21 protein-coding genes and 2 tRNA genes are annotated in these 22,766 nt (G+C 67.0%); 19 read left to right on the top strand and 4 right to left on the bottom strand.

The features are described from left to right. Nucleotides 1–143: 143 nt before the first annotated feature. Both BUC15_RS12705 and BUC15_RS12710 read right to left on the bottom strand, forming a co-directional pair. Entirely contained in the window at nucleotides 144–1,469 is a 1,326-nt protein-coding gene (locus BUC15_RS12705; protein WP_073188868.1) for a M16 family metallopeptidase, read from the bottom strand. After that, complete coding sequence (locus BUC15_RS12710) at nucleotides 1,466–2,740, bottom strand: M16 family metallopeptidase (protein WP_073188870.1); 1,275 nt, start codon at nucleotides 2,738–2,740, stop codon at nucleotides 1,466–1,468. The genes BUC15_RS12705 and BUC15_RS12710 overlap by 4 nt, the downstream gene beginning before the upstream one ends. Before the next feature lie 399 nt (nucleotides 2,741–3,139). Here BUC15_RS12710 and BUC15_RS12715 point away from each other — a divergent pair, with 399 nt between their 5' ends. Beyond that, nucleotides 3,140–4,141, top strand: a complete 1,002-nt coding sequence (locus BUC15_RS12715) for an aldo/keto reductase family protein (protein ID WP_073188872.1) — start codon at nucleotides 3,140–3,142, stop codon at nucleotides 4,139–4,141. Between the two features lie 15 nt (nucleotides 4,142–4,156). Here the strand turns inward: BUC15_RS12715 and BUC15_RS12720 are convergent, their stop codons facing one another. Beyond that, nucleotides 4,157–5,719, bottom strand: a complete 1,563-nt coding sequence (locus BUC15_RS12720) for a nitrilase-related carbon-nitrogen hydrolase (protein ID WP_073188874.1) — start codon at nucleotides 5,717–5,719, stop codon at nucleotides 4,157–4,159. A gap of 147 nt (nucleotides 5,720–5,866) precedes the next feature. Between BUC15_RS12720 and BUC15_RS12725 the strand changes: the two genes are divergently transcribed. The 9 genes from BUC15_RS12725 (at nucleotide 5,867) to BUC15_RS12765 (ending at nucleotide 13,248) form a co-directional block, all read left to right on the top strand. After that, nucleotides 5,867–7,015, top strand: coding sequence for a sensor histidine kinase (locus BUC15_RS12725; protein ID WP_073188876.1), 1,149 nt, complete (start codon nucleotides 5,867–5,869; stop codon nucleotides 7,013–7,015). A 3-nt stretch (nucleotides 7,016–7,018) separates the two neighbouring features. Next, on the top strand, nucleotides 7,019–7,684 hold the full coding sequence (locus tag BUC15_RS12730; protein ID WP_073188878.1) for a response regulator transcription factor: 666 nt from the start codon (nucleotides 7,019–7,021) through the stop codon (nucleotides 7,682–7,684). Between the two features lie 47 nt (nucleotides 7,685–7,731). Further along, nucleotides 7,732–7,805 (top strand) — tRNA-Met (locus BUC15_RS12735). A gap of 710 nt (nucleotides 7,806–8,515) precedes the next feature. Further along, the gene (locus tag BUC15_RS12740; RefSeq protein WP_139280255.1) at nucleotides 8,516–8,899 is read left to right on the top strand and encodes a helix-turn-helix domain-containing protein; all 384 of its coding nucleotides are present in this window, start codon (nucleotides 8,516–8,518) and stop codon (nucleotides 8,897–8,899) included. Further along, nucleotides 8,896–9,495, top strand: coding sequence for a PIN domain-containing protein (locus BUC15_RS12745; protein ID WP_073188901.1), 600 nt, complete (start codon nucleotides 8,896–8,898; stop codon nucleotides 9,493–9,495). The genes BUC15_RS12740 and BUC15_RS12745 overlap by 4 nt, the downstream gene beginning before the upstream one ends. A 644-nt stretch (nucleotides 9,496–10,139) precedes the next feature. Then, nucleotides 10,140–11,105 carry an alpha/beta hydrolase gene (locus BUC15_RS12750; RefSeq protein ID WP_073188903.1) on the top strand — a complete coding sequence of 322 codons (966 nt, stop codon included), beginning with the start codon at nucleotides 10,140–10,142 and terminating at the stop codon, nucleotides 11,103–11,105. Then, the gene (locus tag BUC15_RS12755; RefSeq protein ID WP_073188905.1) at nucleotides 11,102–12,463 is read left to right on the top strand and encodes a condensation domain-containing protein; all 1,362 of its coding nucleotides are present in this window, start codon (nucleotides 11,102–11,104) and stop codon (nucleotides 12,461–12,463) included. Before BUC15_RS12750 ends, BUC15_RS12755 begins: the two co-directional genes overlap by 4 nt. Next, nucleotides 12,460–13,125: a DUF6320 domain-containing protein gene (locus tag BUC15_RS12760; RefSeq protein WP_073188907.1), complete on the top strand. Its 666-nt coding sequence runs from the start codon at nucleotides 12,460–12,462 to the stop codon at nucleotides 13,123–13,125. Before BUC15_RS12755 ends, BUC15_RS12760 begins: the two co-directional genes overlap by 4 nt. A 46-nt stretch (nucleotides 13,126–13,171) precedes the next feature. Beyond that, nucleotides 13,172–13,248 (top strand) — tRNA-Met (locus BUC15_RS12765). Here BUC15_RS12765 and BUC15_RS12770 read toward each other — a convergent pair. After that, nucleotides 13,205–13,672 (bottom strand): helix-turn-helix domain-containing protein, encoded by a 468-nt coding sequence (locus BUC15_RS12770; protein WP_342741734.1) that lies wholly within the window; start codon nucleotides 13,670–13,672, stop codon nucleotides 13,205–13,207. The genes BUC15_RS12765 and BUC15_RS12770 overlap by 44 nt on opposite strands. Before the next feature lie 220 nt (nucleotides 13,673–13,892). Here BUC15_RS12770 and BUC15_RS12780 point away from each other — a divergent pair, with 220 nt between their 5' ends. The 9 genes from BUC15_RS12780 (at nucleotide 13,893) to BUC15_RS12820 (ending at nucleotide 22,756) form a co-directional block, all read left to right on the top strand. Next, on the top strand, nucleotides 13,893–14,204 hold the full coding sequence (locus BUC15_RS12780; RefSeq protein ID WP_073188909.1) for a hypothetical protein: 312 nt from the start codon (nucleotides 13,893–13,895) through the stop codon (nucleotides 14,202–14,204). Beyond that, complete coding sequence (locus BUC15_RS12785) at nucleotides 14,201–14,443, top strand: hypothetical protein (protein WP_073188911.1); 243 nt, start codon at nucleotides 14,201–14,203, stop codon at nucleotides 14,441–14,443. Before BUC15_RS12780 ends, BUC15_RS12785 begins: the two co-directional genes overlap by 4 nt. Continuing rightward, entirely contained in the window at nucleotides 14,443–14,712 is a 270-nt protein-coding gene (locus BUC15_RS12790) for a hypothetical protein (RefSeq protein ID WP_073188913.1), read from the top strand. The genes BUC15_RS12785 and BUC15_RS12790 overlap by 1 nt, the downstream gene beginning before the upstream one ends. Continuing rightward, entirely contained in the window at nucleotides 14,709–15,893 is a 1,185-nt protein-coding gene (locus BUC15_RS12795; RefSeq protein WP_073188915.1) for a helix-turn-helix domain-containing protein, read from the top strand. Before BUC15_RS12790 ends, BUC15_RS12795 begins: the two co-directional genes overlap by 4 nt. Before the next feature lies 1 nt (nucleotide 15,894). Continuing rightward, on the top strand, nucleotides 15,895–16,890 hold the full coding sequence (locus tag BUC15_RS12800) for a CAP domain-containing protein (protein ID WP_073188917.1): 996 nt from the start codon (nucleotides 15,895–15,897) through the stop codon (nucleotides 16,888–16,890). A 67-nt stretch (nucleotides 16,891–16,957) separates the two neighbouring features. Continuing rightward, a complete protein-coding gene (locus tag BUC15_RS12805) occupies nucleotides 16,958–20,890 on the top strand; it encodes a VaFE repeat-containing surface-anchored protein (RefSeq protein WP_139280256.1) in 3,933 nt (1,310 codons plus the stop codon). Nucleotides 20,891–20,893: 3 nt separating this feature from the next. After that, the gene (locus BUC15_RS19105; protein WP_084189577.1) at nucleotides 20,894–21,667 is read left to right on the top strand and encodes a class F sortase; all 774 of its coding nucleotides are present in this window, start codon (nucleotides 20,894–20,896) and stop codon (nucleotides 21,665–21,667) included. A 13-nt stretch (nucleotides 21,668–21,680) separates the two neighbouring features. Beyond that, the gene (locus tag BUC15_RS12815; protein WP_073188921.1) at nucleotides 21,681–21,884 is read left to right on the top strand and encodes a hypothetical protein; all 204 of its coding nucleotides are present in this window, start codon (nucleotides 21,681–21,683) and stop codon (nucleotides 21,882–21,884) included. A gap of 14 nt (nucleotides 21,885–21,898) precedes the next feature. Continuing rightward, the gene (locus BUC15_RS12820) at nucleotides 21,899–22,756 is read left to right on the top strand and encodes a VirB6/TrbL-like conjugal transfer protein, CD1112 family (RefSeq protein ID WP_073188924.1); all 858 of its coding nucleotides are present in this window, start codon (nucleotides 21,899–21,901) and stop codon (nucleotides 22,754–22,756) included. Nucleotides 22,757–22,766: the final 10 nt, after the last annotated feature.

The raw sequence follows: 22,766 nt of genomic DNA on the forward strand, positions 1-22,766 counted from the left end.
CCGCGCGGAGCGCCGGGGACCGTGTCGAAACCATCGTGACGTGTTCGGGGACCTTTCCCAAAGATGCTGTGGTCGGGATTCTGCACCGTGTGCCATGTGGTCGTCACGCCTCTTCGTTCCTCACGAGGCGACTCAACCGGCGCTCACCAACGACTCAGGTCGACGACCTCGGGGGAGAGACCCCGGCGCTCCAACTCCGGCATCAGCGTCGAGGCGTCCCCGGTGACGGCGATGCTCGCGCGCTCAGGGCCGACCAACTTCCGGAACGCCTCCGTCGCCTCCCCCGCAGAAACCTGCCCGAGCGCCTCGAAATGGTGCGGCAGATAGTCTGGCGTGAGCCCCGCAGCGGCCAGCGACGACGCCTGCGCCACAATGTCGGCCGACGTCTCGTTGGCCAGCGGGGCGACCCCGATCAGGAACCGGCGCGCGTCGTCGACCTCTGCCTCCGTCAGATCGGTCGCCAGCGCCATGCCTTCGAGCAACCGTTCGACGGCGTCACCCGCCACCTCGTTGCGCACACTCCCGCCGACGGTGAACTGGCCCTCACTCATCCCCGGCGCGAACCCGCCGTTGATGCCGTAGGTGTAGCCGAGGCGCTCTCGCAGCTCCAGGTTCAGTCGGCTCGCGAACGCGCCGACCACCGCATGGCCCGCCAGCCGCAGCGCAGCCCAACGGGGGTCATCCCTTGTCACGGTGCGCTGCCCGATGGTCACCGTCGCTTGAACGGCGCCGGGCTGGTCGATCACCAACACCCTGCGGCGCTGCTCGGGGACGCACTCGGCGGCCGCGTGCCGGGTCGTCGACGTGGTCCAGGGGGCGAAGTGCTCCACGATCTCGTCGGAGTTGACCGCGCCTGCGATCAGCAGGGTCGCCCGCTCCGGGCCGAAATGGGCATGGTGCCACGCACGGACATCCGTCGCCCCGATCGCCGCGAGCGTTGCAGGGGTGCCGCCGGCGGGCCGACCATCGCGATGGTCGGGGCCGAACAGTGCCCGACGGAGCGCCAGCCGATTGGCCGCGCCGGGTGAGGCGAGCGTCGAGTCGAACCCCGCCTCCTGCGCCTCGACGTGGTGTGCGACGTCCCGCTCGGCGTATGCGGGGCTTCGGAGAACCTCGGTGAACAACGGCAGCACGTCGTTCAGCCTCCGTGACGGCGACTGGCCACCGAACGTGGTGTACGGATACCTCGCCGTCCCATGCAGCGTCGTACCGTTCAATTCCAGAAGCTCGGAGATCCGACCGTCAGGGTGCTCGACGGTCCCCTCGTCGACGGCGTGCAGGGCGACGCTCGCCAGGCCCTCCAGGTCGCGGGGCTCATCGCTCAGCGGCACCGGGAACACCAGTTCGAACGTGGCGATGTGCTGCCCCGGCATGTGGAAGTGCCAGACGCTCAGCCCGTTCGGCAACCGCAGGATCGTCGGGGCCGGGAACTGCCACGGCGTCGCGAGAGTGACTTCGGGGCGGCTCATCGCAGATCCTCTGCCAGGTAGTGGAGTTCGTGGGCGTCCTCGGGCGAAAGCCAGGTCGCCGCCGCCTTCCGGACATCGTCAGGATCGACCGAAAGCACCTCGGCCAGGTGCGTATTGACGCGGCCTGGGTCGCCGTGGACGAGCCACGCCTCGTTTATCGCGTCGGCGCGACCCGCAGTGGTCGCCAGATCCCACAGCCAGTCCCGCTCGTACTGCGCGACGGCGCGGGCCAACTCCTCCTCGGTCGGCCCCGCCTCGATGAAACGTGCGACCTCGCCGAGCAGGGCATCGCTCAGCGCATCGACGGCGATCCCGTCGGACGGGCGGCCGAGGATCGCCGCGACCGAAGATGTCGACCGGTTGGGCAGAAGGGTGCTGTGGACCTCGTTGGCGATGTCCGAATTGCGCACCAGCGCTCGGTGCAGCCGCGACGCGTTGCCGTCGGCGAGGACGGCCAGCGCCAGGCTCAGAGCCGGTTGATCGGCGGCCGACGCTGTGGGCGCGCCCCAAGACAGGTAGGTGAGCGAGTGCGGCACGGGTCGGGTCAGGCGCATGAGGCGTTCGGCGGTGGGTTGCGCTGTCGGGACCGGTGCGCGGTGGGGTTTCGCGACGGCGGGTTGCTGGCCGAAATGTCTCTCGGCCAGCTCGAACCCTTCGTCGGGCTGGAGCGGCCCGCACAGCACAAGGCGTACGTTGCTGGCGGGGTACCAGGCGTTGAAGAAGGAGGCGACGTCGTCGAGGGAGGCGCCGTCGAGGTCCTGCATTGAGCCGATGGTGAGGTGCCGGTAGGGATGCCCTGCCTGGAAGTGTTGCTCGAGTAGCAGTTCGAGAAGGTCGCCGTAGGGCTGGTTGTCGTAGCGCTGCCGCTTCTCCTCCTTGACCACCTGGCGCTGGGTGTCGAAGTTCTCTGCTGTGATGGCGAGGCTGGAGAAGCGGTCGGCCTCGAGCCACAGCGCAAGGTCGAGGGCGCCGCGGGGCACCGTCTCGAAGTAGTTGGTGCGGTCGTTTGAGGTTGTCGCGTTGACGGTGCCGCCGAGGGACTCGACGATGGCCATGTGCTCGCCCGAGGCGACGTTGGCGGATCCCTGGAACATGAGGTGCTCGAAGAGGTGGGCGAACCCCGTCCCCCCTGGTTGTTCGTCTGCGGAGCCGACCTCGACCCACAGGTTCACGGTCACGCCGGGGGCGTCGGCGTCTGGGGCGACGACGACCTCCATGCCGCTTGTGAGGCGGTGCCTGGCCAATTCGTAGTGGAGTCGCGCCGCGGTCATGGGACGAGACCCTATCGTCTGTGCGGTCCCACCGTCAGGAGTAGGGGAAGCGGGACGTGGTCCGGGGCGGGGTTGGGGGCGGGTTTGAGCAGGATTTGACTCTCATTGTGGGCTTGGGTGCGTTGTCTGCTGACGATGCGGCTGGGGCTGGTTTGAGTGGTGGATCCTGCTCATTTTCGAGTCCGGACGGGGCGGGCGGGGTTGGGTGCTGGTTTGAGCAGGATTTGACTCTCATTGTCGGCTTGGGAGTGTTGTCTGCTGACGATGCGGCTGGGGTTGGTTTGAGTGGTGGATCCTGCTCATTTTCGGGTCCGGACGGGGCGGCGCCGGGCTGGTTCGAGGCGACCGGCCCCGATCGACGCCGGGGCGGGCTCGACGGGTCGGGGTAGTCTCGACGTCGTGAAGTACCGCTACCTCGGAAACTCCGGCCTCAAGATCACCGAAATCACCTACGGCAACTGGTTGACCCATGGCTCCCAGGTCGAGAACGAGGCCGCGATCGCGTGCGTGCGGGCCGCCCTCGACGTCGGTATCACCTCGTTTGACACCGCCGACGTGTACGCCAACACCGCCGCCGAATCGGTGCTGGGGGAGGCATTGCGCGGGACGAGGCGTGAATCGCTCGAGATCTTCACCAAGGTCTACTTCGCGACCGGCCCGAAGGGCCCCAACGACGCAGGCCTTTCCCGAAAGCACATCATGGAGTCGATCAACGGGTCGCTGCGCCGACTCGACACCGACTACGTCGACCTCTACCAGGCCCACCGCTACGACGTGGAAACGCCGCTTGAGGAGACGATGACGGCGTTCGCCGACGTCGTGCGCCAAGGCAAGGCGCTCTACATCGGCGTGTCCGAATGGCCCGCCGACCGGATCCGTGCGGCCGCTGCCATGGCCAAAGACCTCAACTTCCAGCTGATCTCCAACCAACCCCAGTACTCGATGCTGTGGCGCGTCATCGAGGATCAGGTCGTCCCGACGTGCGAGGAGGTCGGCCTGTCCCAGATCGTCTGGTCCCCGGTCGCGCAAGGCGTGCTCACCGGCAAGTACCTGCCAGGGCAGCCGGCACCTGCCGGGTCGCGGGCGACCGACACCAAGGGCGGCCAGCAGATGATCGGCCGGTTCATGAACGACGACGTCCTCACCCGGGTCCAGGGCCTCCGGCCCATCGCCGACGAACTGGGCCTCACCATGGCGCAGCTCGCCGTGGCGTGGGTGCTGCAGAACCGCAACGTCGCCGCGGCGATCATCGGGGCCTCGCGCCCGGAGCAGATCGCCGAGAACGTATCGGCCAGCGGCGTCGAGATCCCTGACGAACTGCTGGCGCGCATCGACGGCGTGCTCGGCGACATCCTCGAACGCGACCCGGCGCACACCCGGACCCCTCCAACCCGACCTTGACCGGCACCGGGACGCTCAGCCCCGACGCCCGGACGGCTCAAGCTCCGGCCCGTCGGCCCGGGCGGAGTCCCGACTGGGGGAGCCGCGCCCGGTGCGACCGTGCCGCAATCGTGCCACGACCAGCCAGACGATGAACCCGAGCGTGCCGACCTGGGAGATCAGCCCCACCAGGTTCTGGACCGTGGGGAACGCCACGGGCGGGTCGTGCAGTGGTAGGTCAACGATCAACTCACCAGGGGCGCCAGAGGCATCCGAGAACGAGTCGACCCGATCAAGGACCCGGCCGTAGGCGTCGACCGCGAGCGTGACCCCCGAGCTGGTCTGGCGGAACACTGCGGTGCCGTTCTCGACCGCCCGGAAGGTGCTCATGTCGGAGTGGATTGCCCTCACCTCGGCCCAGTCGTTGGCCGGCACCAGGAGCAGATCGACGTCATCGCGCCCGACCTGGGCGACGATGCCCGGGAAGTCGGCGTCCCAGCAGATCACCGCGGCTAGGCGGCCGAACGGGGTGTCGACGAACGGGATGTCCTGGTCTCCGCGGAGGGTGCCCTCGAACGCGTTCCCGCCGTACTTGACGTGTGTGAGCACCACCTGCCCGGTCGGGTCGATGATCTCCACTTGGTTGACGGCCGGGCCCTCACCGCCCAGCACCAGCGTCGGGAGCGCGATCCAGACCCCGTGCGTGCTGGCCACCTCGCCGAGGTCGAGCCGCAGCAGGTCGATGTCGGTGGCCGTGCCGAACCCGGCGGCCTCGGAGAACACGACCACCTGAACGTCATCTTCGGCCAGCCGGACGGCGTTCTCGATCAGGTAGGCGTGTGCCTCGGCGACCCGGGCGTCGAACCCGTCGTCGGCCTGGTAGGCGGCCAGCGCCGCCGGAAGCACGTCGTTGCCGAGCGAGACGCCACCGACCCGGACGGTCTCGTCGGCCGAACCCGCGGACCGGACCCCACCGACGACGAGCGCCGCGCCGACCACTCCCAACGACACGAGCGCCGACACGGGCCGCTCCGGGCGACGCTCCCACAGCAGGTTCGCCAGGCTCGCCGTCCAAGCCACCGTGAACGTGACCAGGGCCAGCCCGCCGACGGCCGCCAACTGCATGACGGGGGTCGCGCCCGCCTGGCTGTATCCGGCCGAGCCGAACGTGCCGACGTCCGGGCTGGACGTCCCGAGCGTGTCCCAGGCCGTCATGGCCAGGGGGAACGCGAGGCTGGCGAGCACCGTCGCCCCGCGCCTGGTCTGCTCCTGGCGGAGTGGTTCTGCCCTCCGGTGGACGAGCCGGTCCAGCACGTAGGCGAGCATTCCCAGCGGCGCCATGACCAGGAACAGGACCGCAGACGGCAGGGGAGCGGTGACGATGTCTGGCACCGCGCCCTGCCACAGGACGGCGGTGATGGCGCCGGTGAGCAGCGACAGGACGACGAAGTCGCGCACGGGCGTGGTGGTGTCGCGGAAGTACCTCAGCGTCAGCAACATGCCGATCCAGGCTGCGATGGGGACGTTCCAGGGGCCACAGGTGAACATGGTGCAAAGGGCGATTCCCGCCAGCAACAGCGCACGGATTCCGATGCTCATGACCGACCTTCCTTCAGTGTCTTCACGGATCAGGCTAGGAACCGGCCGCCCATCGCGCCTCGGCCGTGTAGGGGGCCGAATGGGTGTCCGTTCGGACGAGGCCCTACGACTCCTCGGAAGTTAGGATTTCGGGAAGGGGGTGTCGAGGTGCCCGAGTTCCTGACTCGCAACGTCATGTACGTCCTGCTCACCGCGGTGCTGGGAGCGATCGGCGTCCTGGCTGTCGTCGACGCCGCCCGTTCCGGGCACGTGCTGGCCGCCTGGTCGATCGGCGCGGCGGTCATCGTCCACATCGGGGGCTACTGGTGGCACGCCACCGCTCCCGAACGGCAACCGTGGTGGGCCTATCAGCTAGCGCAGCTCGGCCTGGTGCTGGTGCTCGTAGTGCTGGGACGGGTGCTGGTCGACGTCCCCGTCAGCCTCGCCGAGTCCGCGCTGATCTGCCTGGCGGGTGAGGGCCTCGGGGTGTGGGGCAACTCGAGGCGCGGGTTCGGACTGGCAGCAGGGCACCTCGCCCTGGCGGTGGCAGTGATCCTCTTGTTCAGCGGGCCCGGCGGCCCCACCGGAGCATTGGTGAGCCTCGGCGTGAGCTCCGTGATGCTCGTCGTCCTGCTGGTCCTGTGGAACCGTGAGGCCGAGTTGCGTGGCCGGGCGGAAACGTTGGCGGCGGAGTTGAGTGCCTCGCGTGACGAGGTCGCCCGGCTCACCCTGGCTGCCGAGCGCCAACGACTCGCCCGTGAACTGCACGACACCCTCGCACAGGGCCTGACGGGGATCACGCTTCAACTGGAGGCTGCCTCGGAGTATCTGTCGCGCGGAGGCGTGGAACGGGCCGGTCAGATCATCGAGGGTTCGCTGGCCAGTGCCCGCACGACGCTGGCCGCTTCCCGCGAGGCGATCGACGACCTGCGACGGCTGCCTGAAGCGCTGGCCGAGGAGATCCGCGCAAGGGGCGAGGCATTTGCCGCGCGGACCGGAATCGTATGCAGGATCGACGTTGAGTCCGCGCCGGACCTGCCGTCGGCGGAGGCGACGCACCTGCTGAAGGTGCTCGATGAGGCCCTTGCCAACGTGGCGGCGCACTCGGGGGCGACGGGCGTGGTCGTGCGGTTCGTCGGGCGATCCGGCGGCTACGTGCTCGAGGTTGCCGACGACGGTGTGGGCTTCGACCCGGGCGCCGTCGGCCGGGAGCACTACGGCCTGGTAGGGATGGGGGAGCGGGCAGACCTGCTGGGCGCCAGATTGACCGTTTCGTCGCGGCCGGGAGCGACCGTGGTCGCACTTGAGAAGGGGTGAGCAATGGGCAGGATCCGGGTGCTGATCGCCGACGACCACGCCATCGTCCGTGACGGGCTGCGCCTGTTGCTTGAGACGGCCGACGACCTCGATGTCGTCGGGGAGGCCGCCGACGGGGCGGAGGCGGTCGCGCAGGTTGAGTCGACCGGCCCCGATGTGGTGCTGATGGACCTGCGGATGCCGCACCTGGACGGTATCGAGGCGACGGGGCAGGTGCGGGCGAGGTTCCCTCAGACGGAGGTGGTCGTGTTGACCACGTACGGCGACGACCTGTTGCTGCGGGCGTTGCGCGCAGGGGCGCGCGGCTACCTGTTGAAGGACACCGCTCGCGACGCACTGTTCGACACCATCCGGGCCGCGGCGCAGGGGCGAAGCCTGTTGACCGGTGACGTGCTCGAGCGGGTGCTGTCCGCGCGCCTGAGTGAGGCGTCGCCGTCGGATGAGACGCCGACGGAGGGGCAGGGGATGCCGACGGTCGTGTTGACGCCCCGCGAGCACGACGTGCTGTTGCTCGCCGCCGAGGGGCTCAGGACCCGTGACATCGGGCGACGCCTTGGGATCGGTGAGCGGACGGTGAAGTCGCACCTGGCCTCGATTTACCTGAAGTTGGACGTGCCCAGCCGCGCCGCCGCCGTCGCAAGGGCCGCTCAGATGGGCCTGCTCCGGTGACCTCGATTTGTCCCTGTGGGCAACGCCCTATAAAGTAGACAGAGCGACGCGGGGTGGAGCAGCTCGGTAGCTCGCTGGGCTCATAACCCAGAGGTCACAGGTTCAAATCCTGTCCCCGCTACTAAATCGAAGGTCCCGTCCTGGACAACCAGGGCGGGACCTTCTGCTTTTTGCGCGTCGGGTGGGCAGGGCGTGGGGGATGTAGCCGGGCGCTCTCTGCCGCGAAAATCGACCACTGGTCGATTCTGATCCGTTGGCCACGAGGATCGGCCAATGCCTGGTTGGTGGCTCCGTGGGGGCCGTTGTGTCGGGGCGGTTACCAGCGGTCCGGGGTGGATACCCGCGGTCTGGGGCGGTTACCAGCGGTCTGGGGCGGTTACCAGCGGTCTGGGGCGGATACCAGCGGTGTGGTGCGGTTACCTGCGTTATGGCTGGTTACCTGCTGTATTCGGCTGGTGTCGGGGCTTTACGTTGGTGTCGAGGTCAGAGTGCTGGTAACGGGGGTTTTCGTTGGTGTGGAGGTGAGGTCGCTGGTAACGGCGGATTTCGCTGGTGATGCGTGTTGAAGCCCGCGGTGGACCACTTGTCCATTGCACCGTCCCGCTTCGTGCCAGGTATCGCCTTGCCTGCTGGCTTGGGCGTGCGTGATTGATGAGTCCGGGATGCGCCGCCGTCGTCGCCAGTCTGTGAATCGGCTGGCCCTGAGCGACTCCTCGGGGCGTCGCCGTCGACATCGTTGAGCCCTGGCCACCGGAGAGTGCTGCCGGGAGGGCGCGCGGGGTCCGGCTGTTACACTTGCTTCAGATAGAGCAGATAGCCTGGAGGTGGATCGTGACTGAGTTGCTCACCAGGGACGCTGGCGCGCTGCACCGTGCCCTAGAGAAGGGCGGGGACGAGATCAAGGTCAGCGTCTCCCGCGAGACAGCCGAGTGGCTCTCCCAGCTGGTCGACGCCAAGGCGCGCGGCCAAGGCGTGCTCGTCACCCGTCGCAACGCTGAAGTCACCCCGGCAGAGGCCGCCGAGTTGCTGGGTATGTCCCGGCCCCAGGTCCGCAAGCTTATGGACGAGGGCAGACTCATCTTCCGCAAGGTCGGCGCTCACCACAGGGTCAAGCTCGCCTCCGTCCACGCCTTCCTAGAGGAAGAGCGGCTCCACATGGAAGCAGGCATGGAGGAGCTTTCACGCCTGCAGAACGAATTGGGTCTACTGGAGTGAGAGGGCAGGAAGCCGAACCGCGGGTCCTGCTCAGCGTCGTACTGAGCGACGCCAACATCCTCTTCCCACGAGTCCTGCGTGACTACGTACTTTATGCGATGGCTCATCAGCTCATTCGAGTCAGCTGGAGCCGAGAGATTCTGCACGAGGCCGTCGAGCATCTGATCGATAAGGTCGAGGGTTTTGACGACGCCGCGGGTGAACGGCTGGTCAGAGCCATGAACGGCACATTCCCACACTCCCAGGTAGACCTGACCGCAGAGGCAATGGCGGCGGTCGCAGACTTCACACTGATCGACGAGGATGACCGGCATGTCATTGCCGCGGCGGTTGCGGCGGACGCCACAATCTTGTGCAGCGACGACCGCAAGGGGTTCCCGCCTGAGGTGATGGAAGCTTTGGGGATCGAATGGGTGACCTCGGACGCCATGCTCTGCACGCTGGTTGAGGAAGCACCTGAGACGATGCTCAAGGTCCATAGGTCAGCGGTGTCTCGGCTGCGGGGCGCGACTGACGCATCGACCATCGCTGCGCTTCGAGGTGCCAAGGCCGAGCGGACAGCTGACCTCATGGAGATACTGCTGCAGCAGTCCTGACCCAGCGCTCAGTTCATGGGGCGGGCTCCGGGATGCTCTCACGGCGTTGAGGTCGATCCTCGGTCGGTGCACTCGTCGCGGCACCCAGCACGGCCTCATGACTGCTCGGTCAGGCCGCCGAGATGGGTATCGACAAGAGGAGCTTCGGTAGCTGGTGTCGGTGTTCCGGGGTCGGTTACCAGCGGTCTGGCGCGGATACCTGCGTTGTGGCTGGTTACCTGCTGTATTCGGCTGGTGTCGGGGCTTTTCGTTGGTGTCGAGGTCAGAGTGCTGGTAACGGGGCTTTTCGTTGGTGTCGAGGTGTGTTCGCTGGTAACGGGGGATTTGGCTGGTGTTGGGGCTGCGGGGCCGGGTGCGATTCGGGGCCGGTTACCAGCGGTCTGACGCGGATACCTGCGTTGTGGCTGGTTACCTGCTGTATTCCGCTGGTGTCTGGGGTTTTCGTTGGTGTCGAGGTCAGAGTGCTGGTGTCGGGGCTTTTCGTTGGTGTCGAGGTCAGAGTGCTGGTGACGCGGTCAGGTCGCTGGTGTCGGGTCTTTCGCTCGTGACGCTCGTCGAAGCCCGCCGACAAGCAATCGCGACGCCGTCGTCCCCGTCTCCGTGTCGCAGTCCGACGAACTTGCCCGCGGGCTTAGGCTTGCGGAATGGACGAGTCCGGTATCCATCGTCGCCCACCCGTGAATCGGCTTGCCAGGGCGGTGATGCGGCTGTTCGCCGCGCCGCGTGTCAACGTCCAGGAGGACTACGAGCAGATCCGGCGCCTACAGCGTCAACTGGCGGCGATCCCCACGTCGCGCTACCAGATCTCCGACCTTGCCCTGGACGCCGCGGACGGGACGCACCAGATCCCGGTGCGGGTGTTCCAACCGCAGGAGAAGCGGCGAGACGATCTGCTCCTGTTCTTCCATGGCGGCGGCTGGGTCACCGGGGACATCGACAGCTACACGCCGGCCTGCGACACCCTCGCCGACCTCACGGGCTGCGTCGTGGCGTCCGTCGACTACCGGTTGGCACCCGAGCATCCGTTCCCGGCCGGCTTGGAAGACTGCTACCGCGTCGCCAGGTTGGCGCTGGAGGATCCCGCCAGGGCGGGCGTCGACGACGCGAGCCGGATCGTCCTGGTGGGGGACTCTGCCGGGGGCAACCTCGCCGCCGTCGTCTCGCTGCTGCTTCGTGAGCGGGGGCACCGGGTGCCGAGCAGGCAGATCCTGCTGTATCCCGTCACCAACTGGGATCACCACCCCGAGACGTCCCCGTTCGACTCGGTCCGCGACCACGGCTCCGATTACCGCCTGACCGACGCCGAGGTCCGCGACTACCTTGAGCTCTACGTGCCCGACCCCGCGCTGCGTAGCGATCCCCACGTCGCGCCGCTGATGGCCGACGACCTGACCAGGCAGCCGAAGACGCTGCTGATCACCGCCGAACTCGATCTCCTGTGTGACGAGGGTGAGGCCTACGGCCTGGCGCTCCGAGAGGCGGGCAACACCGTCGAGATGTACCGGATCGACGGCGCGCTGCACGGCTTCATCACGCTGCCGAGGTTCGCCCGGCCGCTCCGGGAGGCGTACCAGCAGATCAACGCCTTCCTCGACGGCGACCCGACATGAGCGGCCCGGCGTGGGTCCGCCTCGACAATGCGTCCAACATTTTCCTGGCCGCCCGCAGCGACTCGGACCCGAAGGTGTTTCGGATGAGCGCCGAACTCGACCACGAGGTCGACCCGGCACGCCTGCAGGCCGCCTTGGACGAGACCTACGACCGGTACCCGCTCTACCACGTCGTCCTGCGCAGCGGCGTGTTCTGGTACTACCTCCAAGACAGCGACCTGCGCCCCGTTGTGACGGCCGAGGATCAGCACACCTGCGCGCCGATCTACCAGCCGGGACGACGCAACCTGCTGTTTCGCGTGATGCACCATCGCCGTCGGATCATCCTGGAGATCTTCCACGCGCTCTCCGACGGCACCGGGGCGCTGTGGTTCCTGACCGACCTCCTCGAGGCGTACTGCGCCACGGGAACGCCGCGGATGGACGAGAGGGTCGAGGAGCCGACGACCCATGGCCTCAGCGTCGACAGTTTCGGGCACTACTTCCGCCGCCGTCGACGATCAGGCTCGGCTGACGCCTTCCGGGCGGCCGTCGCGTCAAGCGAACTGCCCGCACTCGCGCCCGCCCCGGTTCCCCCAGACACGCACGTTGCGAAGGAACGTCCGCGTGGGGCGAAGGTGTTCCGGGTGCGGGGGAGGCTGACCCCGGATAGCCGGACCCGGGTGGTCGAACTGACCATGCCAGCCGGACAGGTGCTCGCGCTGGCCCGTGCCGAGGGTGTGCAACTGACGATGTACCTGACGGCGCTGTTCTTCGAGGCCGTCCGACTGGCCTCGGGCGGTCTCGGTGCGCGTCGCACGCTGACGGCGTCGGTGCCGGTCAACCTCAGGCAGTTCTTCCCGTCGACCTCGCCGAGGAACTTCTTCGCGACCGTCCGCGTGGAGCACACCTACGGTGAGGGCGCAGACGACGTCGGGTCGATCGGCAGGCAGTTGGAGGCGCAGTTCCGCCCGAAGGTCACCCCGGAGGCGCTCGAGCGGAAGGTGCGCAGGCTGATCCGGCTTGAAAGGATGCCCGTGCTGCGGGTCCTGCCCCGCCCGTTCAAGGACCTCGTGCTCGGCATCGTGAACCGGGGCGTCAACCGCAGCCTGACCGTCGCGCTGTCGAACCTCGGCAGGGTCGCCCTGCCGGAACCGGCGGAGTCGAGGGTCGGTCGGATGCTGTTTCACGTCTCGGCGGCGCGACCCCAGTTCTGCGCCATGTCGCACGCCGGGTTGCTCACCGTCAGCTTCACCTCACCGTTCAGCGATACCGGGCACGTCAGGGAGTTCGCGCGGCTACTGACGGGTAGCGGCGTCGACGTCACCGTCGCGGCTGCCCGAGTGACAGAGGACGAACTTGCGGCGGTGGACGCATGAGGCGCTGCACCGAATGCCGGGTCGACGTCGAGGGCGACTGGTCGCGCTGCCCGCTCTGCTCGGCCTCGCTGGCGGGGGAGGAGTCCCCGGGGCCGATTCCGGCGGTGCCACTCAGATTCTCCCGACGCCGGGTGTTCAAGGCCCTGACGATCACGTCGATCCTGGTGATCCTGGCCTCCTTCGCCGCGCAGCTGCTCTTCGACCGGGAGGCCGCCGGGATCGGGGCGCTCCGGTCGGTGTGGCTCGGGGTGTGCGCGATGTGGCTGCTGGCGATCATGATGGTGCGTAAACGCAGCAACGTGGCAAAGAGCACGGTGTACTTCGTGGTGCTCGGTGGGCTGGTCGCCGTGTATTGGGACTACCTGACGGGCTGGGGCGCGTGGTCGCTGACGTATGCGGTGCCGATGCTGTGCATCAGCTCGATCGCTGCCCTGTTGATCACGGTGGCGGTGATGCGCATCGACGCCGGTGATCACATCGTCTACAGCGGCCTGACGGTGTTGCTCGGGCTCACGCCGGTGCTGTTCCTGGGCCTCGGCTGGGTGACCAGCCCGCTGCCGTCGCTGATCTGCGGGGCACTGAGTTTCTTCACACTGGTGTCGCTGCAGCAGACCACCGGACGTGAGGCGCGCCACGAGCTCCGCAAGCGTCTGCATCTGTGAGCCGATTTGTCTGCTTGGACGCGGTCGGGTAGGTTAACGCAGGCGACGCGGGGTGGAGCAGCTCGGTAGCTCGCTGGGCTCATAACCCAGAGGTCACAGGTTCAAATCCTGTCCCCGCTACCACATCGGGAATCCCGGCCAACGGAAGTTGGTCGGGATTCTCTGCTTTCTTGCGAGGCAGGATGGTGGCGACGTCGACGTCGAGCAATTGTGCCGCCGCGAAGACGTCCTGAAGCGACCAAGCAACGTCGCCCCGCAGCTTCTTTCCAGCTACGGACGGGGTCACCCCGAGCGCCTCGGCCAGATCCTTGTTCCTGAGTCTGCGGCGAAACAGAGCGCTCTGAATCGTGATGCCGATCGACTCATAGATCGAGTAGCCGTCGGTCAAGCCGTTCGAGCGTGCGATCTCGTGATGCTGTGCCATGGGGCCAGAATAGGCAAACAGTACCTGTAAGTGCAAGACGTGCAACGTGTGTTGCTTTGACACCAGAACTGGCATTAGGTGATACTCCATCCGTGGAGTATCACGAGATGACACCAGCGGCATTAAATGCCAAGCCGTTCTGGTCGCCCGACGAGGTGGCGGAGTTGCTGCCCGACGGCAACGCACGCGCGGTGTCGCGTTGGTGCAAGACCGGCAAGATTCCCGGAGCGAAGAAGCTCCCGAGTGGTCGTTGGGCTGTCCCCTCTGGCTGGGTTGGAGATCTCCTCAGCTCCGCGGGTGTCCAGGAGCCAGCTTCTCCCACGACGCCGGGGGAGTAGTCGGAATGTCGGTGTGGGCTGTGTCGTGGGCGTTGGGGGCGAAGGTTCCTGATGCGGTGTCGCGTTCGGTGTTGGTGGCCCTTGGCCATCTCGCTTCTGATCGTGATGAGGTTCGCGTCCCGGCTCAGGTGCTGCGCGATGTGGCTGTCTGCTCCACGGCCCGGGTGGGGCAGGCGTTGCGTGAGTTGGAGGACTGCGGTCTGGTCCAGCTCCTGGCGGCATCGTCTCAGTGGTTCGCGCTTCGTCTGCTGATCCCGGACATGTTCACGGGGATCGCGGACGCGCTGCCTGTCGAGGTTCCGAAGGTGGCGCTGTGAGTATCGATGTGACTACCGATCGGGTGCCTACCGCCGTCACGAGGCGCGTGCAGGCGGTTCTGTATGGGCTGGCCGTGGATGGCTGGGTGCAGGGGACTGCGGTCGAGGTGGCCCCGCACGTCGGGTTGTCGGTGGTTCTGGTGGCTGAGGCGTTGGCCTGGCTGGAGACCGCGGGGATGGTTCGGTTCGAGCTCGTTGATGGGCTCCCTGGATTCCAACTCTTGGAAGGTGGCAACTGATGGCTGTGCATGCGACTGCGTGGGCGATGTCGGTGAAGGTTGATGATCCTGTTGAGCGCCTCGTGCTGCTCGGGATTGCTGAATGCGTGGGGGAGGACGGGGCCGGCTACGTGAGCGGCTGGATCCCAGGGTTCGCTTGCGTGTCCCCGGAGCAGGTTCAGGCGACGGTGGCGGTGCTTGCCAGCGCCGGCGCGCTGGAGCGCCTGGGTGAGCATCCTCGCGGGCAGCTGGTCCGGCTGAACCTCGACTGGGAAGGGACACCCGGGTGAGTTTCTGGGCCGTGAACTGGGCAGCGGAGGTGAAGCTGCCGGTGTTGTCGGAGAAGCTGGTCCTTCTCCTGCTGGCGAACTTCGCCAACGATGATGACGAGGCCTGGCCTCGGATCGACACGTTGATGGACATGACGTGCAAGTCGAAGTCCACGGTCCACCGACTTCTGCAATCCCTGGAAGCGCAGGGCTATATCACCCGGATGGGCACCCGTGAGTACCGCGAGAACTCGCGTACTGGCTCGGTGATGAGCGTGTCCGTGATCCGGTTGAACGTGCCCGATTCGGTGCATCGTTCCCGCCGGAAGATGGGTCCGCGCCCTGAGGTCACTCAGCCCAACATGCCTAGTCAGATGGTGAGTCCCAAAAATGAGACTCACGGGAACGGGCCCATCGACTCTGAACCCGACTTCGATGAAGTGCCTAGTGAGGCCGTGAATCCCATTTTTGGGACTCACGGGGAGTTCGAGTCCGTGAGTCCCACCAGTGGGACTGAGGGTGTCCCACCAGTGGGACTCACATATAAGGAAGAACCACCATTTAGAACCACCAACCCAACCCCCCTGCCCCCCAGCGACGACTCCGAGGTCGACGAGCTGGGCGACGGGCCGGTCGGGTCGGGTCGGGTGTCGAACGACGAGAACGAGACGTTGCCGCCTGGGCCGACGGCCGAGCAGTGGCTCGTGCTGCGTGACTGCCTCCCCAGGCCGATGCAGGCCCTCGACGGGCCGACCGCGCTGCGAGTCGTCGGGCTCCTGGTCGAGCGGCTGGAGGCTGGCTGGAGCCCGGACCGGATCCACGACACGCTGGCCGGGAACGCGCTGCCACCGAACGTGCGGTCGCTGGGCGGTCTGGTGCTGCACCGGGTCGGGGCGATCCCGGTCGACGGCGCTCCGCGCCGCCTGACGGCTGTGCCCCGCCCTGCCGCTCCGCAGCCGCCCCAGTTCCGGCCGTTGTGGATGGTCGAGAAGAAGCGCGCCGAGCTGACCGGCTCGGAGGATGCTGGCCGTCCCCGTGAGTGGTTCATGGCCACCTACCCGGGCCCCTCGACGGTGCTGGCTGATGTCGCGTTGGGGGAGTACCTCCGCGCTGAACTGCGCAACCCTGCTGCACCCGGCCGGAGCGGTGTCAGTGCTGCGCGAGACGATGACCAGGACTCTCCTCTAGCGAAAGGTTCCTGAGATGTCTCGTCGTATCCTCGCCGCGTTCACTGCGGCCCTCACCCTCGCCGCCGGCGCGCTGGTCGCCACGGCACCGTCGGCTGCCGCCGATGTGTACACCGAGCCCGGCTATCACGTCGTCAACGGGCGCGAATGGCGCACCACCTGCGAGCCCTACTCCCAGACCAAGCGGTGCCGTACCGAGATCAAGGCCTCGACCGTGATCCGTACCGGTGCCCGCTACGTGCAGACCACCGGATGGGTGTTCAACAACCTCACCTACCTCCCCTCGGATGCCCGCCTCTGGGCAGGCAACCCGCTCGCCCGGACGGGGCAGTGGACCGCCTCCGATGGTCGGCTGTGGCGCACCGAATGCAACACCCCCGCCACCGGCCGTAACGGCTGCCGCTCCTACAGCATGGTCGACGTCGTCGCAGCGGTGCGCAGCACGCGTGGCACCAGCTTCGTCAAGCAGCGCCAGTGGGTCCTCAACAACATCGTCCAGTTCACCACCCCCACCTCGGCAGTCACCCCGACGCCGAAGCCCACCCCCACCCCGACGCCTACCCCGACGCCGGTCGGCCCGTACGACGCCCGCGTCGGCATCGACGACCAGGACACCTTCGCGAAGTCACTGGTCGAGTGGACCAACAAGGCCCGCATCGAGGACGGAGTGAAGGTCGGCTACGGCAACGACGGTAAGGCAGTCGCCTACGACCCCACGCTCAACGCCGAAGCCCTCAAGTGCGCCCAGTCGAACCTCGCCCACGGCTCGCTCGACCACTCCCTGCCGGGCTGCGTGGCAGGCGACGGAGTGTACGGCGAGAACCTCGCTGGCACGACCATCGGTCGCCCGGTCAGTGTGCTTGTCGACGGCTGGATGAAGTCCCCGGGCCACTACAGCTTGATGACAAGCGCTCTCAACGTCGGATTCGGCGGGGCGTACGCGTGTGACGCCGAGTGGTGTGTCGCGGTGATCAAGGCGGAGCACGACTGGTCGTTGTATCCGGGCAACTAGTTCGCGGTCTCCGAAGTCTCGGGGGCCGACCTCAACCCAAACCCATGGAAAGGGGAAGTCGAGAACAATGAGACTTCGTAAAGTCGTAGCAACACTGGTTGCTGCGCTCGTGCTGCTCGTGTCGCTGACCGCGACCCGAGCCAACGCCTGGACGGCGGTGGAGGGCTCCGGCCCTGCCGGCGGCTACCAGTCGATGACCGGTGTCGGGGAAGGCGCCTGGTCCACCAGGAGCCTGACCACCTTCTCCACCTACCTGATGCCCGGCGGCGCTGGCCGCTGGATCTGCATCGACCCACTGGAACGCGTGCCGTCGGTGATCTCCACCAACACCACCCAGGTCTCCAACCCCAAGGTCGCCTGGATGATGCACACCTACAGCCTCACCAAGGACCCCTACCAGGCCGCAGCGCTGGCCTACTGGGTCAAGCGCCAGTACCCCTCCAGCGGCGGGGAAGAAGCCGCCCGCCAGGTCGCCGCGAACGAGCCGACCGACTGGGCTGCCATGCAGAACTACATCACCGCGATGGATGCCCAGGCCAACAAGTACGCCGGCCCCTACGAGCTGGTGATGAACCTCACCGAGACCGGCGCCACCCCAGTGGTCCGCTCAACGCTCAGCAAGCAGCCGCTGAAGTTCCTCACCCCGGCCGACGGGCCCCGGTTCGAGACCAACCCGCAGGTCCGCCTCACCTTCGGCAACGCAACGTTCACCGACGGGCAGACCTCGAAGATCGTCGACGCTAACACCGCCTTCACATACCGCACTACAGACCGGACCAAGCCGGTCACCGCGACCGCCTCGGTCGCCGGACTCCCCGGCACCACCATGACGCTCTACGCAGAGGCCGGCTTCCAGCGGATGATCGGACGCGGCATCCCCACCAACGACCCGCTGAGCGCCACCGCAACCATCGAAGCCTTCCAAGAGACGCCGGTGATCGAGACGGTGTCCTCGGCTGTAGCGGGCATCAAGATCGGCGAGCCGATTACTGACTTGATCCGCGTCACACGGGGCAAGCCGAACACGTCGATGGTCGTCCCGGCGGTGCTGTATGGCCCGTTCGACTCCAAGCCGACACAGCGGCAAGATGCCCCGTCCGGCGCGCCGGTCGCGTTCCGCACCGATGTGACGATCCGCCTCGACGCGCGCGGCGACGGTCAGGCGACGTCGGCAGGGTTCACGCCGACGAAGCCGGGTTGGTACACGTGGGATGTCAACTGGGCTGGCGACGCGAACAATGCGGCGTTCAACCACGAGTTCGGTGTCCCGGCGGAGACCGGCTTCATGTCGGTGTTCACGCCGACCATGACCACCGTGTCATCGGCCGCCAACGGTGAGCTGAAGGTCGGAGACCAGGTTACCGATGAGCTGAAGATCACTGGGGGACGTCCCGGTGCGACGGTGCAGGTCGATGTGGTGCTCTACGGCCCGGTCGCGGATGAGCCGGTCGAGGCCGCGACCGCACCGGCCGGCACCCCAGAAGCGACCCGAGAGACGCTGTCGGTGAAGCTGGACGCCCAAGGCAATGCCACCGTCACGTCCACGCCGTACACGGTCGAGGAGACCGGCTGGTACTCCTACACCGGCACGGTGCGCGCCGACGAGTCGCATGAGGCGTTCAGCCACAATTACGGCGTCGCGTCGGAGACGGGGCACCTGCGCAAGCGCACCCCGGAGATCTCCACGGTCACCTCGGCCGTGGCAGGGATCCGGGTCGGGGACCCGATCCGTGACGAGATCACCGTTACCGGTGGCCGTCCCGGCTCGACCGTGATCGTCGACGCCACCTTGTACGGGCCAGTGGCCGAGCAGCCCGTCGAGGCCGCGACCGCACCTGAGGGTGCTGCGGTGGCATGGTCGGGTGAGATCTCGATCACCCTCGACGCGCAGGGCAACGGCACCGGCACCACCGCCGACTACATCCCGGCAGCTGCCGGCTGGTACTCCTACACCGGCACGCTCCGCGGCGACACCTCACACGAGACGTTCGTCCACAACTACGGCGTGACCTCCGAAACCGGCCAGGTGCTGCGCTATCAGCCGGAGGCGACCACGCAAACCTCCGACACCCTCATCGACGGGCCCGGGGAGCTGACCGACACGATCGACGCCACCAACGGCAAGCCCGGCGCCGCATTCAGCGGCACCTCGACGCTGTTCGGCCCGTTCGAGGTCGATCCGGTGGGCCAGCCGCTGAACCCGGACACCGACCCCGTCGTCGGGATCTCGACCTTCGAAGGCTCGTTCGACGATGAGGGCAACGCCACTGTCGTCTCCACTGCGCAGACGGTCTCCGAGGCCGGCTACTACGTGTGGGCTGAGCAGATTGCTGCTGATGTGAATAATGAGGAGTCGCAGTGGCCCGATGCCGTCACCTCGGAAACCAGCCTGTGGCTCGATATGGAGGTGGCCTCGCAGGTGTCGGCGCAGCTGGCGCTGGTGGGTCACACCATCACCGATGACGTCACCGTCACTGGTGTGAAGTCCTCGATCGGTGACACCCCGATCGACTACACCCTGACCGGCACCCTCTACGCCGCCCCTGCGGTCGAGGGCTCGTGTGAGGCTGTCGACTGGGCCGATGCTGCTGTGGCTGATTCATTCACTGAGCAGCTTGCTGCTGGTGATGTGCCGGCCGACGGGACCTGGTCCCTGACCGGGCTCGGCGAGCACACCGTCAAGGAACTGGGATGCCTCACCTACGGCTACGAGCTGACCGCTCAGGCCGGTGAGGATGCCATCACCGCCATCCATGCCCCTGGGCATGTGACCCAGACCACGTTGGTCACGCAGCCGGAGATCGAGACCAAGGCCCACGACAAGGCGGACGGCGATCAGCACCTCCACGGCGCGACCGAGCAGGTCATCGTCGACGTGGTGCCCTACGTCGGTCTCGTCCCCGGCAAGGAATACACCGTTGAGGGCATCCTCATGGACAAGGCAACCGGTGAGCCCCTGTCGCCGGAGATCACGGCGACGACCACCTTCACGCCGACCGAACCGTCGGGCCAGGTCGAGCTGGAATTCGTCGTGAGCGTGGCGCACATGTACAAGACGATCGTGGTGTTCGAAACCTTGTTCCATGAGGGTCGTGAGATCGCGATCCACGCCGACATCGACGATGAGCAGCAGACGATCTGGTGGACGAAGATCGGCACCACCGCCACCGACAAGGCTGACGGCGATTCGTTCCTGAACAATGCCGGCGACAAGCAGGTCGTTGACGTGGTGGCCTATCAGGGCCTCATCCCCGGCAAGACCTATCTGATCGAGGGTGAGTTGATGGACAAGGCCAGCGGTGAGCCATTGCTGCTGGCGTCGAAGGCGTCGACGACGTTCACCCCGACCACCCCCGATGGGGAGGTCGAGCTGGAGTTCACCGTCGTGGCCGATCATCAGGGCAAGGTCCTGGTGGCGTTCGAAACCGTCAGCTTGGAGGGTAACACGGTGGCGGTCCATGCCGACATCAACGACGTGGCCCAGACTGTGTACTGGCCCGATCTGCGCACGTCTGCGACCGATCAGGCCGACGGCGACAAGCAGCTCCTGGCTGCTGGCGGCACCATCGTCGACAAGGTCACCTACACCGGTCTCCAGCCGGGGGAGACCTACACGGTGCGCGGTGAGCTGATGGACAAGGCCACCGGCGAAGGCACCGGCATCCTCGGTGAGGCCAGCTTCACCGCTGAGACCGCCGACGGCGTGGTCGACGTGCTGTTCACCGTCCCGGGCGGCTACGCGAACAAGACCCTGGTCGTGTTCGAGACCCTGTTCCACGGCGATGTTGAGATCACCGCGCACGCGGACCTCAAGGACGTCGAGCAGACGGTGACCATCGCCCGCACGTCGGGCGGTGGGATCAGCACCGGTGACGTGCCCGAGCTGGGTACTGCTGGCGGTGGCCCCGCGTGGCCGCTGATCGCGGTCGGCGCGGTGGCTCTGCTCGGCGCCGCGGGCGTGGGTGCCCGCACCCTGCGCACCCGAAAGACGGGTGCGTAACCAATGAAGCACGTCGGGCAGCACCGTGTGCCCCCCAACACCAGCCTGGACTCGAGCCAGGCCGGTGCTGCCCGGCGTCCCTGGGCGACTCGGCTGGCCTGGTGGCTGGTCGGGTTGCTGCTGGTGGTGAGCGTCACGGCCACGGTCGCGGCGTTCACCACCGCCCCCACCCCTGAACCTGTGGCACCCGAGGGCCTAGCCGTCGTCGACGGCACGGTGCAAGCCCCCGCCGCTGAACCCCTCCACAACCCCACACCGGCCCTGACCGGCCCCACCGCCGTCCCCACAGCATCCTCACCCAGCGGCGGGCCGGCGGCTGCACGCGGGTCTCGTAGGGTGCAGATCCCTGCTCTCGGGGTGGATGCCCCGATCGGAGCTGATCTGCGTCGCGGGAGCAGTGGAGATTGGATTCCCCCGGACCATGCGATCGGCGCATGGCGCGAGTCGGCTGACCTGTCCGCCACCGTCGGGGTGACGATGCTGGCTGGGCATGTGTGGGTCGGCCAGCGCCCTGGTGTGCTGATCGATCTTCGCCACATCACCCCCGGCAACCTGATCACGGTCGTCGACGGCGACACCGTCCAGCACTTCCTGGTCACCGACCGTTACGAGGTGGCCTCCGATGCGCTGCCGGAGTCGGTGTGGGGATCGTCCACCGGCGATCGGGGTCTGGTGCTGGTGACCTGCGCCGGTGAAGGGATCACCCGCGACGGGCGGCGCGTGTGGTCGCGCAACCTCATTGTTGAAGCTTCTCTCTACACGAAACCTCTCACCTAAAGGAGAACCCGAAATGGACCAACTCAAGAGCATCATCACGCTGCTGTCGACCTTCGTGTCGGTGGCCGGCGGCTTGTGGCTGGCGTGGGGTGTGATCAGCCTCGGCTTCGCGATCAAGGAGCAGGAAGGCTCCGGTATGCGTGGCGGCATCCTCCAGATCGTCGGCGGCGGGCTTGTCCTGGCCGGCGGCGTGTACCTGGGCACGCTCGGCGGCTGAGCTGAGGGGCTGAGGTGTCGTTCGCGCGTGACGTGCTGGAGCCGATCCTGCGCGATATGTCGGGAGGGTTGGGGTCGATGTTCGGCCTCAACCTGACTGACGTGCTCCAGTCACCGGAGGAGTACTCCGCGTCGACGGCGGCGCTGATGGTGACGATCTCCGACACGATCGTGATGCCGGCCGCGACGCTGATCCTGGTGGTGCTGTTCATGCTGGAGCTCGTGCGGATCGGGATGCGCACCGACGGCGACGGGGAAACGTTCGCCAAGACGGCGTTCTTCACCCTGGTGAAGTTCGTCATGCTCAAACTGATCTTCGAGTCCACCCATGTGGTGATGCAGGGCATCTACGCCCTGTTTGCCGAGATGGCCAGCCAAGCCAACACGATCACTGCGGTGACCACCGGTGTGGGCAGCGACCAGCTCAACGGGTTCCTCACGTCGGTGGACGACATGGACTGGCTCGGGCAGACGGTGTTGATCATCTTCATGCTGCTGGCGTGGCTGGTGAACAAGGGCGCGATGATCGCAGCCCTGGCGCTGGTGGTGGTCCGGTTCGTCAAGCTGTACATCTTCGCCGCGTTCGCACCGGCACCGATCGCGATGTTCGCCACCCAGGAGACCCGCACCTTCGGCGTGGGGTTCCTGCGTAACTATGCCGCGATCGTCCTCCAAGCCCTGGTGCTGGTGTTGGCGTTCGCGATCTATCAAACCGTGACCAGCACCTGGGCCGGTAGCGCGTTTGCCAACCTCGACGGCAACGCCGTCACCGCTGCACTGTCGATCAGCGGCAGCTTCATCATGATGGGCGTCGTGCTGGGCATGGTCGTCCTCGGATCAGGAAGGATCGCCAGTGAGCTACTGGGCAACTAGAACCCGCCAC

Source organism: Tessaracoccus bendigoensis DSM 12906, from assembly GCF_900141915.1.
In the GTDB taxonomy this organism is placed as follows: domain Bacteria; phylum Actinomycetota; class Actinomycetes; order Propionibacteriales; family Propionibacteriaceae; genus Arachnia; species Arachnia bendigoensis.